The organism is Saxibacter everestensis, from assembly GCF_025787225.1.
Lineage (GTDB): Bacteria > Actinomycetota > Actinomycetes > Actinomycetales > Brevibacteriaceae > Saxibacter > Saxibacter everestensis.
The window spans coordinates 2586120-2597722 of record NZ_CP090958.1 but is presented as its reverse complement, the minus strand read 5'-3'; the positions used below and the strand labels follow the sequence as shown (position 1 = coordinate 2597722).

Sequence of the window (11603 nt, the reverse complement as noted above, 5' to 3'; positions counted from 1 at the left end):
GCCCACCGAAGGTAGCCGACCGCCGGCCGGGCACGGAAGGTAGCCCACCGCCGCCGGGCACCGCTACAGCCGCCAGGCCGGCCACCGCCGGGCCCACCGGTACGGCCGCCAGGCCGAGGCGCCGGGCTATGGCGCCGGGAAGGTTCAGCCCTTGTCGCGGCCGGTCTGGCGCAACTCTTTCGGCTTGGCGCGCCGCACAGTGTTCCCGCCCATCATGCTGAAGCCCTTCAGGACCAAGGTGCCGGCCGAGCCATCGCCGTGAACCTTGACCTCGTCACCGCCGAGGAAGGACCAGGTCTCGGTGATGACCCTGGTCCCCTCCGGGACGATGATGTCCGCGCCGCCCATCACGCTGATCGATTCGATCACGACGGATTCACCCGGCGCGAGGGCTGCCAGCAGGTCGATGTCGTCGCCGCCCATCACATTGATCGAGCGCACGATACCGGCGCCCGGGCGGATGACCTTGTAGTCGCCACCGAGGACCGCGATAGTCGTCTGCTCACGCGCGCCCCCGGGCTCACGCAGAACGCTCGCCTCGCGCTGTGCGGGTGCGCGGTCGTTCACCGGCACGGGGCTCGTCGACGGATGTCCGGTGCCGACTGCGGGCAGATCGTCGACTAGCGGGCCGAGCTCCGCCACGTACTTGCACCGCCAGAGGGCAGCCGTCCGCTCCTCCAGCTCTTCGTGGTCGAGTCGGCCGGCGGCATATGCCTCGCGCAGGATGTCGCCGATGCGCTCTCGGTCCGCGTCCGACGCGCGAATTCCTCGCGACACATCCGGCGGGCGCGTGACGTCGCGATCAGGGTCGGGTCCTGATTCGGACGGCGACCGGTCGGGGTTCTCATCACTCACGTTTGAGTCATTCCTTCGGCAACACAAATAGGCGAAGTCGCACAGCCCGGACATAGCTTTGCGAAAGGACCTTCATAGTAGCCGTGACGACCGTGGAGGGATGAATACTTCGGCGCTCACTCACACAGGCCAACCGGATACCGGCGAACTCGATACTGGACTGTCGAAAACGATAGGCATTCCGGTCCAGGCGGCGCCGCCGAACGGCGCGACGCCACAGCCCGATGGCGAGCCCCGGCCGAGTGCGAGGCCCTGGCGGGCAGGCTGTTCCCGGACAGGGAGGTAGTCAGGGGAGTGATGACCAGGTGCCGGATGCCGACCAGGTCCCGGGCGGTGAAGCCCGGAACGGCGGTGACGCCAGGTCCGACTCGGACGGCGCTGCCGCCTATTTTGACCGACTATGACGCACCGGGTAGCCTTGTCCAGTGCCTGAATTTTGTTCGGGTGTGTTCGCGTGCGTTCTTGTAAGTCACGAAGACGCCGTCGGGCGAAGCCGTGTGGCGGCTCCACAACTACTTGCAGGCCAAGCGGCGTGCCGCTTTCGTAGAAAACGACACACCCGACCTCGGGTTGCGAAGGGCTGTCACACACGTATCACAACTCAATATGGCTGCGGGAATTGTTCGCTTCACCCGTAGCCCGCAAGGTGAGGACGAGTTCGGCCGATCCGGCCGCCTCGACCATCGCAACATCGAGAAGCAAATGGAGACAATTAGTGCCAACGATCCAGCAGTTGGTCCGCAAGGGCCGGCAGGACAAGGTCGACAAGTCGAAGACCCCTGCCCTCAAGGGCAGCCCCCAGCGTCGTGGAGTGTGCACCCGTGTGTACACGACGACGCCGAAGAAGCCGAACTCGGCGCTCCGTAAGGTAGCCCGTGTCAAGCTTTCCAGCCAGATTGAAGTCACCGCCTACATTCCCGGTGAAGGCCACAACCTGCAGGAGCACTCGATTGTGCTCGTTCGCGGCGGACGTGTGAAGGACCTTCCCGGTGTGCGCTACAAGATCGTTCGCGGCTCGCTTGACACCCAGGGTGTCAAGGGACGCCAGCAGGCCCGTAGCCGCTACGGTGCGAAGAAGGAGAAGAAGTAATGCCTCGTAAAGGCCCGGCCCCGAAACGGCCGCTCGTCATTGACCCGGTTTACAACTCTCCGCTAGTAACGCAGCTGATCAACAAGATCCTGCTCGACGGAAAGCGTTCGACCGCGGAGCGCATCGTCTACGGTGCGCTTGAAGGTGCACGCGAGAAGAGCGGCGGCGACCCCGTTGTCGCGCTGAAGAAGGCGCTCGACAACGTGCGGCCGACTCTTGAGGTCAAGAGCCGTCGCGTCGGCGGCGCAACCTACCAGGTGCCAATTGAGGTGAAGCCGGGCCGCGCCACGACTCTGTCGCTGCGCTGGTTGGTCGGTTACTCACGTCAGCGTCGTGAGAAGACGATGACCGAGCGTCTGCAGAATGAGATTCTGGACGCAAGCAACGGTCTTGGTGCCGCTGTGAAGCGCCGCGAGGACACCCACAAGATGGCCGAGTCCAACAAGGCCTTCGCGCACTACCGCTGGTAATCACTTAAGTTGCTTGGTGGGCCGGCATGCAGTCGCCGGCCCCGCAGCAACGCTAACAAGGCGAGAGAGAGACACCGTGGCACTTGACGTGCTAACCGACCTGAATAAGGTCCGCAACATCGGCATCATGGCGCACATCGATGCCGGTAAGACGACGACGACTGAGCGCATCCTGTTCTACACCGGTGTGAACTACAAGATCGGCGAGACCCACGACGGTGCCTCGACGATGGACTGGATGGAGCAGGAGCAGGAGCGCGGAATCACCATTACCTCCGCCGCAACCACCTGTTACTGGCACGACAACCAGATCAACATCATCGACACACCGGGACACGTTGACTTCACCGTCGAGGTAGAGCGCAGCTTGCGCGTCCTCGATGGCGCCGTTGCCGTGTTCGATGGCAAAGAGGGCGTCGAGCCACAGTCCGAGACTGTGTGGCGTCAGGCCGATAAGTACAACGTTCCCCGCATCTGCTTCGTCAACAAGATGGACAAGCTTGGCGCGGACTTCTACTTCACGGTCGCCACCATCAAGGACCGCCTCGGTGCGAAGCCGCTCGTCATCCAGCTGCCGATCGGCGCCGAGAATGACTTTGCCGGCGTTGTCGACCTCATCCACATGAAGGCCTACGTATGGCCGGATGAGGAGCAAAAGGGCCAGGACATGACCGAAATTGAGATCCCCGCGGATCTCAAGGAGAAGGCCGAAGAGTACCGCGCCCAGCTGGTCGAGGACGTTGCCGAAGGCAACGACGACCTGATGGAGAAGTACCTCGAAGGCACCGAGCCGACCATCGACGAGCTCAAGGCCGGAATCCGCGCCCTGACCGTTTCCGGCGCGGCTTTCCCCGTTCTGTGTGGCTCCGCCTTCAAGAACAAGGGCGTTCAGCTGATGCTGGACGGCGTGATCGACTACCTGCCCTCCCCGCTCGACGTGCCGCCGATGATCGGTCACGCACTCGGTGACGAGGAGAAGGAAGTCACTCGCCGGCCGGACATGAGCGAGCCGTTCTCAGCCCTTGCGTACAAGGTCGCCACGCACCCGTTCTTCGGTGCGCTGACCTACGTGCGGGTGTACTCCGGCAAGGTCGTTCCAGGTGCGCAGGTTCTGAACACCACGAACGGCAAGAAGGAGCGGATCGGAAAGCTCTTCCAGATGCACTCCAACAAGGAGAACCCGGTAGAAGAGGCCGTTGCCGGCCACATCTACGCGTTCATTGGTCTCAAGGACACCACGACTGGCGACACGCTCTGCGATATCGCCAACCCGGTCGTGCTGGAGTCGATGAGCTTCCCGGATCCCGTGATCTTCGTCGCCATTGAGCCGAAGACCAAGGGCGACCAGGAGAAGCTTTCCACGGCGATCCAGAAGCTGGCCAAGGAAGACCCGACGTTCACGGTGAACCTCAATGAGGACACCGGACAGACGGAAATCGGCGGCATGGGCGAGCTGCACCTCGATATCCTCGTCGACCGGATGCGTCGTGAGTTCAAGGTCGAGGCGAATGTCGGTAAGCCGCAGGTTGCCTACCGTGAGACCATCCGCAAGGCAGTTCCCAAGATTGACTACACGCACAAGAAGCAGACCGGTGGATCCGGTCAGTTCGCCAAGGTGCAGGTAGCGATCGAGCCTATGGAAATCACCTCGGACGCGATCTACGAGTTCGAGAACAAAGTTACCGGTGGTCGTGTGCCCAGGGAATACATCCCTAGCGTTGACGCCGGTATGCAGGACGCCATGCAGTACGGTGTTCTGGCTGGCTACCCGCTCGTTGGTATCAAGGCCACCTTGCTCGACGGCCAGTACCATGATGTCGACTCCTCGGAGATGGCATTCAAGATCGCCGGTTCGATGGTTTTGAAAGAAGCCGTCAAGCGGGCAAACCCGGTTCTGCTTGAGCCACTGATGGACGTTGAGGTACGGACCCCTGAGGAATACATGGGTGATGTGATCGGCGACCTCAACTCACGGCGCGGGCAGATCCAGTCGATGGAAGACGCGAGCGGCGTTAAGGTCGTTCGTGCTCACGTTCCATTGTCGGAAATGTTTGGATACATTGGCGATCTGCGGTCGAAGACCCAGGGCCGTGCGGTGTACTCCATGCAGTTCGAGAGCTATTCCGAGGTCCCGAAGGCAGTAGCCGAAGAGATCATTCAGAAGGTACGGGGCGAATAGCCAAGCCGAGCGATTTGCTCTATCGGTGCTCTCGCATGAGAGCATTTGTATAAATCAACCCAAGTCCATTAGGGCACGATCAAGTGTCCTAAGGCATCCACGAGGAGGACCCCAGTGGCAAAGGCGCAGTTCGAACGGACTAAGCCACACGTCAACATCGGCACGATTGGTCACGTCGATCACGGAAAGACGACGCTGACCGCTGCCATCACCAAGGTGTTGCACGACGCATACCCTGAGCTGAACCAGGCTTCGGCTTTCGACCAGATTGATAACGCGCCTGAGGAAAAGCAGCGCGGTATCACCATCAACATCTCGCACGTCGAGTACCAGACCGAAAAGCGCCACTACGCACACGTAGACGCTCCAGGTCACGCCGACTACATCAAGAACATGATCACCGGTGCCGCTCAGATGGATGGCGCGATCCTCGTGGTTGCCGCTACCGACGGCCCGATGCCTCAGACGCGTGAGCACGTGCTGCTCGCCCGTCAGGTTGGTGTTCCTTACATCGTTGTGGCTCTGAACAAGTCCGACATGGTCGAGGACGAGGAGCTCCTCGAGCTCGTCGAGTTCGAGGTTCGCGATCTGCTCAGCAGCCAGGAATTCGATGGCGACAACGCTCCAGTTGTTCGCGTGTCGGCTCTTAAGGCTCTTGAGGGCGACGAAGAGTGGGGCAAGACGGTTCTCGAGCTCATGCAGGCAGTGGACGACAGCGTTCCTGAGCCTGAGCGCGACGTTGACAAGCCATTCCTGATGCCGGTTGAGGACGTCTTCACGATTACCGGTCGTGGAACCGTTGTCACCGGTCGTGTCGAGCGCGGCGTTCTGCTTCCTAACGAAGAGATCGAAATCGTCGGTATCAAGGAGCACTCCTCCAAGACCACGGTTACCGCTATCGAAATGTTCCGCAAGACCCTTCCTGACGCTCGCGCAGGAGAGAACGTCGGTCTGCTTCTCCGCGGCACCAAGCGCGAAGATGTCGAGCGCGGACAGGTTATCGTCAAGCCGAACTCGATCACCCCGCACACGGAGTTCGAGGGCCAGGTCTACATCCTCAGCAAAGACGAGGGTGGACGCCACAACCCGTTCTACTCGAACTACCGTCCGCAGTTCTACTTCCGTACCACGGACGTCACCGGCGTCATCACGCTGCCAGAGGGCACCGAGATGGTCATGCCGGGCGACAACACCGACATGAGCGTTCAGCTGATTCAGCCGATCGCCATGGAAGAAGGCCTGCGTTTCGCTATCCGCGAGGGTGGCCGCACGGTTGGTGCCGGTCGAGTAACCAAGATCAACAAGTAGGTTTTTAACCTCACCGATCTTGAACGATAAAGGCCCCGGGGTTCTCCCCGGGGCCTTTTCGCTGCCCTGATGTTGCTCCGACGCTATTTGACCTTCCCTTGACTCAGCCGCACCGGGAGACGGAAAGCGGCGCCGGATGGCGACGCGGTGTCTGAATCGAGGTCACAGTTACGTGGATGTTATTCGCCTGCACTGGCAATAAGTCGTGAATCAATGTAGATATGAATGCGACGCGATCTTTTCAGGTATGGCGGCAACTTCGAAGGAGTGGTTGGTCTGATGCAACATTTGGCGCAATTTCGGCGCGGCAGGAAAAAGGCCCTAAAAATGTTTGCAGTCGCCGCGGTCGGAGTATTCGCCGCAACTACCGTCGCCGCCTGCGGACCGCAAAGTTCGGTACCTACCTTGACGTGGTACATCAATCCCGATGCCGGCGGGCAGACGCTGATTGCCGAACAATGCACTGAGGAAGCAAACGGTGCCTACCAAATCCAGACATCGATTCTTCCGCGTGACGCTGCCGGTCAGCGTGAGCAACTGGTTCGTCGCCTGGCCTCGAAGGACTCGTCTATCGACCTGATGAGCATCGATCCCGTTTACGTGGCCGAACTTGCTCAGGCCGAGTACATCGTGCCGGTGCCCGACGACCTGACCGGACCGCTGACCGAGAACACGATAGAGAGCTCGGTCGAATCGTCATCCTGGGAAGGCAAGCTGGTCGCGACGCCGTTTTGGGCCAATACCCAGCTGCTCTGGTACCGGAAGTCGGTGGCCGAAGCCGCAGGGTTGGACATGTCCAAGCCGGTGACCTGGGATCAGTTGATCGACGCAGCTAAAAGCCAGGAGAAGGAAATTGGCGCGCAGGGAATTCGCGCCGAGGCCTATATGGTGTGGCTCAACGCGCTGATCGAATCCGCTGGCGGGCAAATTGTGGAGAATCCCGAAGCCTCTGCCCGGGAAATCCAGCTCGGACTGGATTCGGAGGCCGGCAAAAAGGCAGCCGAAATTGTTTCGACCATTGGAAAAGAAGGACTTGGCGGGCCAACGCTATCCACGCAGGATGAGAACGGCGCACTGACCAGGTTCCAGGGTGATACCGGTGGCTTCATGGTCAACTGGCCCTTCGTCTACGCGGCAGCCAAGGCTTCAGTTGATGCCGGTGCGCTTGACCAGTCGGTCCTCGACGACATCGCCTGGACCACCTATCCGGCGGTCGACGAGGGCACACCGGCCGCGCCGCCGCTGGGCGGCATCAATATCGGCGTCGGCGCCTTCGGCAAACATCAGGACGAGGCCTGGCAGGCCGTACAGTGCATCGTCGAACCGCAGCGCCAGTCGCAGTACTTCGTCTCGGACGGCAACCCGCCGTCGAACACAGCATCCTTCGACGATCCGAAGGTTGCCGAGGGATACCCGATGTACGAGACGATCAGGAAGTCTCTGGAGATGTCAGCCCCACGTCCGCTGACGCCGTACTACAACGAAGTGACCGGCGGGTTGCAGCGGACCTGGCACCCGGCCGCGGGAGTGTCACCTGATTCCACGCCTGGCGCGTCCACGACGCTGATGGAGCAGATCCTGAAGGGGGAGCGGTTGCTATGACGACGCAGCTCGAGGCACCTGAAGAGAACAAGAAGCTACCTGACCAGAAGAAAAAGAAGCTGGTGATGTCCGACCGCGGCAAGCAGGAGGCAAAGCTCGGCTGGTGGCTGGCCGGGCCGGCAGTCGTCGTCCTGCTGGCGGTCACCGCCTACCCGATCCTGCAAGCCGCGTATCAGTCGCTGTTCAACTACCGGCTGACCGACCCTGACAACAGGTTCTTCAACTGGGGGCAGAACTATGTGGTGATTCTGAGCGATCCGCAGTGGTGGACAACGCTTGGGGTCACGGTGATGCTCACCGTGTTCACAGTGGCGGTTGAACTCGTGCTCGGTTTCGCATTGGCACTTGTGATGCTCAACGCGGTTCGGGCGGTCAAGCCCTGGATCCGGACCGTGATCCTTGTGCCGTACGGCATCATCACGGTGGTGAGCGCATTTTCCTGGAGCTATGCGTTCGACCTGGGCACCGGCTTCGTCAACAACTGGCTGGCGGTGTTCGGCCTCGATCCGAACTACGACTGGTTCGGCGGCTTCTGGTCGTCCTTCTTCGTGATCTCGGCAGCGGAGATCTGGAAGACCACGCCGTTCATTTCGCTTTTGCTGCTGGCCGGCCTGGCCCAGATACCCGGCGAGATGGTTGAGGCCGCCAAAGTCGACGGCGCCACCTGGTGGGAGCGGATGCGCAAGGTGATCATCCCGAACATGAAGGCAGCCATCATGGTCGCGCTGCTGTTCAGGACGCTCGATGCCTTCCGAATATTCGACAGCGTTTTCGTGATGACGGCGGGAGCACAGAACACGGCAACTGTGTCATTCCTCGCCTACAACCAGTCGATTGCGCAGCTACAGGTAGGTATGGGCTCTGCGGTCTCGATCATGCTGTTCATCTGTGTTGCGATCATCTGCTTTATCTTCATCAAGCTGTTCAAGGTCGATCTGTCTCAGGCAAGGGGGGAGTAGGCGATGACGCAACTGTCTACCCGTGAGAAAGTTCTGTGGGCACTCGCGGCCCTGTTCATCACGATCTACGCACTGTTCCCCGTCGCCTGGATGGTGTCGCTTTCGCTGAAGTCGGCTGGCGACATCTCGAATGGCAGCTTCTTCCCGACCACGGCCGAGTGGGAAAACTACGGGCTGATCTTCGTCGGCAGCGCGCAGGAGCTTTTCGTGCCCGCGCTGTGGAACTCGATCGGCATCTGTTTGATCGCAACGTTTGTCGCGGTAGTCCTCGCCACCCTGACCGCGTACGCTGTGGCACGGCTCGACTTCCCGGGCAAAAGGGCGATCCTGACCATGGCGCTGGCGGTATCGATCTTCCCGGTGATCTCGATCGTGACGCCGCTCTACAACCTATGGAGCCGGATCGGGCTCTATGACACCTGGCCCGGGCTGATCATCCCGTATCTGTCGCTGACGCTGCCGATTTCGATCTGGACCCTGGCCGCATTCTTCCGGCAGATCCCGTGGGAACTGGAACAGGCCGCGCAGGTAGATGGCGCCACGAGCTGGCAGGCATTCCGAAAAGTGATCGTTCCGCTGGCAATGCCAGGCGTGTTCACGACCGCAATCATTGCATTCTTCATCGCGTGGAACGACTTCCTCTACGGAATATCACTGACGTCGACAACCGCGGCCCGGCCAGTACCCGCCGCGCTGTCGTCCTTCACCGGTGCCTCGCAGTTCGAAGACCCGGCCGGCGCAATCACCGCGGCCGCCATCGTCGTCACGATTCCGGTCATCGTTCTCGTGCTGCTGTTCCAGCGCCGAATAGTTTCCGGTCTGACCAACGGAGCGGTGAAAGGTTAGGCATGAGTACCGCGCAATCCACCTCGAACGCACAATTGATCGGAGCACGTCGTGGCTGAAATCAAACTCCAGAACCTCGTGAAGAAGTATGGCGATGGCTTTCCCGCCGTCAACGACGTCAGCCTGGATATCGCCGACGGCGAGTTCGTTATCCTGGTTGGCCCGTCCGGAAGCGGCAAGTCAACACTGCTGCGGATGGTTGTCGGCCTGGAGGACATCAGCGAAGGTGAACTCCTTATTGATGGCGAACGCACCAATGAGAAGGCTCCGCGTGACCGCGGGCTCGCGATGGTCTTCCAGAACTACGCGCTGTACCCGCACCTGACCGTGTTCGAGAACATCGCTTTTCCACTGCGTCTCGGTAAGAAGAAGGTCGCGGAGTCGGAGATCAAGCGGAAGGTCGAGGAAGCCGCCTCGCTGCTGGAACTCGGCGAGCATCTGCAACGCAAGCCGGCAAACCTGTCCGGCGGACAGCGGCAGCGGGTCGCGATGGGCCGGGCGATTGTCCGGGATGCGAAGGCATTCCTGTTCGATGAGCCGCTGTCCAACCTCGACGCGAAGCTTCGTGGCCAGATGCGGACCGAGATTTCCCGGATGCAGCGCAGGCTGGCGACCACCACGCTGTACGTCACCCACGACCAGACCGAGGCAATGACGCTCGGCGACAAGGTTGCGGTGCTCAAGCGCGGTGTGCTTCAGCAGTACGCCTCGCCGCAGGAGCTGTACGAACAGCCGGTGAACCTCTTCGTCGCGGGCTTCATCGGCTCGCCGCCGATGAACTTCCTGCCGGCGAAAGCGAACAGCGAGGCACTGCAGACCCCGCTGGGAGACATTCCTGTCTCCGAAGGGTTGGCCGCCAGGTTGAAAAACGCTTCGGACGTGGTGATCGTCGGCATCAGGCCCGAGCACTTCGAGGACCTGTCGACGGTGGAGGAGCAGAAGGCGAAGACCGGTGCCACCTTCGATGCCAGGGTCGATGTCACCGAGTGGCTCGGAAACGAGCTCTACGCCTACATTCCGTTCGACACGGATCCGACGGTGCAGGAAGCGCTGGACGAACTGGACCGGGACCTCGATGGCGAGAGTATGCGCAACCAGGTTGCCGCCACGCTGGACGCCTCTTCCAAGGTTCGTGAAGGCGGCGAGGTGACGCTCTGGTTCGACCCACGCCGGGTAATGGTCTTCGACCCGGCAACCGGTGAGAATCTGACCAGGAATGAGGACCTGGCCGCGCAGCTTGCGCAGGAATCCGAAGAACTGCGGAAGCAGGCGCTGGAAAGGGCTCAGCAGAACGGCACAGCCAAGGCGGCATCCACGGCAGGGTAGGTTATCGCCTGGGCCTTCGACAGTTCAGGCACGAGCCAGGCTGAATCGCGAAGCCGGTGCAGGTCCGCGTCCGTTGACGCGCGCATCCTGACACCGGCTTCGCGTTTTGCTGTCGCCGTCCGTCTGACCGGCGCCTCGCTCGGCCGTCTGGCCGTGCGAACAACCGCCTCGCTCGCTGGCGAGACCATAGAACTGCCTGCCTAGTCAGGCTAATTTGCAAGGCTGTGGGGCATGTGTCAGGATAGACAGGTTGTTAAAAGTGTATTGGCGTGCCCGGAATGGCTTTCCCCAGGTAACCGATTCGGCGCAGTTCCAGGCGCTTTTATCCACGCTTTGCGTATGTCCGACGTTGCTTGCGACAGGTAGAACCTGGCGGGGCTCCGGGCACGGTTAAAGCGGAACTAATTTAGTGGGATCGTTCGTAGCTCCTGTCGTTCGTTCGAATGCGACACACCCGACCTCGGGGGTCGGGGAGATGCGAGTCAGATCAACACCTTGGCAGCTGAACAGTTGAGTAGATAGCGATGCTTGTCGCTGCCAGGCGTGACTAAACGACTTAGGTAAAGCCGGCACAGAGCCGTTGCTCAACTTGGAGCAGCAGTTTGATGGCCGGGAAGATCAAGAGAGAGAGTCAATCGACGCCATGGCGGGACAGAAGATCCGCATTCGGCTCAAGTCGTATGACCACGCGGTAATTGATAGTGCGGCGCGAAAGATCGTCGATACTGTCACCCGTGCTGGTGCAACGGTTGTGGGCCCGGTGCCGCTGCCGACGGAAAAAAACGTGTACTGCGTTATCCGCTCGCCGCACAAGTACAAGGACAGCCGTGAGCACTTCGAGATGCGTACTCACAAGCGGCTCATTGACATCATCGATCCAACGCCGAAGGCGGTTGATTCGCTAATGCGTCTCGACCTCGCTGACGACGTCAACATCGAGATCAAGCTGTAGGGGAGTACGAGCGAAC

10 protein-coding genes are annotated in these 11603 nt (G+C 60.8%); 9 read left to right on the top strand and 1 reads right to left on the bottom strand.

The window, feature by feature from the left end:
* Nucleotides 1-144: 144 nt before the first annotated feature.
* On the bottom strand, nucleotides 145-855 hold the full coding sequence (locus tag LWF01_RS12405) for a DUF1707 SHOCT-like domain-containing protein (RefSeq protein WP_349637690.1): 711 nt from the start codon (nucleotides 853-855) through the stop codon (nucleotides 145-147).
* 715 nt (nucleotides 856-1570) lie between these two features.
* Here LWF01_RS12405 and rpsL point away from each other — a divergent pair.
* From rpsL to rpsJ, 9 genes are all read left to right on the top strand, one after another.
* Nucleotides 1571-1945: a 30S ribosomal protein S12 gene (gene rpsL / locus LWF01_RS12400; RefSeq protein WP_349637689.1), complete on the top strand. Its 375-nt coding sequence runs from the start codon at nucleotides 1571-1573 to the stop codon at nucleotides 1943-1945.
* On the top strand, nucleotides 1945-2415 hold the full coding sequence (gene rpsG / locus LWF01_RS12395) for a 30S ribosomal protein S7 (protein ID WP_349637688.1): 471 nt from the start codon (nucleotides 1945-1947) through the stop codon (nucleotides 2413-2415). Before rpsL ends, rpsG begins: the two co-directional genes overlap by 1 nt.
* A gap of 76 nt (nucleotides 2416-2491) precedes the next feature.
* Nucleotides 2492-4594 (top strand): elongation factor G, encoded by a 2103-nt coding sequence (gene fusA, locus LWF01_RS12390; RefSeq protein WP_349637687.1) that lies wholly within the window; start codon nucleotides 2492-2494, stop codon nucleotides 4592-4594.
* 114 nt (nucleotides 4595-4708) lie between these two features.
* Complete coding sequence (gene tuf, locus LWF01_RS12385) at nucleotides 4709-5902, top strand: elongation factor Tu (RefSeq protein ID WP_349637686.1); 1194 nt, start codon at nucleotides 4709-4711, stop codon at nucleotides 5900-5902.
* Between the two features lie 327 nt (nucleotides 5903-6229).
* Nucleotides 6230-7504: an extracellular solute-binding protein gene (locus tag LWF01_RS12380; protein WP_349637685.1), complete on the top strand. Its 1275-nt coding sequence runs from the start codon at nucleotides 6230-6232 to the stop codon at nucleotides 7502-7504.
* The gene (locus LWF01_RS12375; protein ID WP_349637684.1) at nucleotides 7501-8463 is read left to right on the top strand and encodes a carbohydrate ABC transporter permease; all 963 of its coding nucleotides are present in this window, start codon (nucleotides 7501-7503) and stop codon (nucleotides 8461-8463) included. The genes LWF01_RS12380 and LWF01_RS12375 overlap by 4 nt, the downstream gene beginning before the upstream one ends.
* Before the next feature lie 3 nt (nucleotides 8464-8466).
* On the top strand, nucleotides 8467-9309 hold the full coding sequence (locus LWF01_RS12370) for a carbohydrate ABC transporter permease (protein WP_349637683.1): 843 nt from the start codon (nucleotides 8467-8469) through the stop codon (nucleotides 9307-9309).
* A 51-nt stretch (nucleotides 9310-9360) separates the two neighbouring features.
* The gene (locus LWF01_RS12365) at nucleotides 9361-10635 is read left to right on the top strand and encodes an ABC transporter ATP-binding protein (protein WP_349637682.1); all 1275 of its coding nucleotides are present in this window, start codon (nucleotides 9361-9363) and stop codon (nucleotides 10633-10635) included.
* A 643-nt stretch (nucleotides 10636-11278) separates the two neighbouring features.
* Nucleotides 11279-11587, top strand: coding sequence for a 30S ribosomal protein S10 (rpsJ, locus tag LWF01_RS12360; RefSeq protein WP_179429568.1), 309 nt, complete (start codon nucleotides 11279-11281; stop codon nucleotides 11585-11587).
* The last annotated feature ends 16 nt before the right edge of the window (nucleotides 11588-11603 follow it).

Coding starts and splice junctions, on each gene's coding strand:
- rpsG (WP_349637688.1), top strand. CDS start 1,945: ATGCCTCGTAAAGGCCCGGCCCCGAAACGGCCGCTCGTCATTGACCCG.
- LWF01_RS12380 (WP_349637685.1), top strand. CDS start 6,230: ATGTTTGCAGTCGCCGCGGTCGGAGTATTCGCCGCAACTACCGTCGCC.
- LWF01_RS12375 (WP_349637684.1), top strand. CDS start 7,501: ATGACGACGCAGCTCGAGGCACCTGAAGAGAACAAGAAGCTACCTGAC.
- LWF01_RS12370 (WP_349637683.1), top strand. CDS start 8,467: ATGACGCAACTGTCTACCCGTGAGAAAGTTCTGTGGGCACTCGCGGCC.
- rpsJ (WP_179429568.1), top strand. CDS start 11,279: ATGGCGGGACAGAAGATCCGCATTCGGCTCAAGTCGTATGACCACGCG.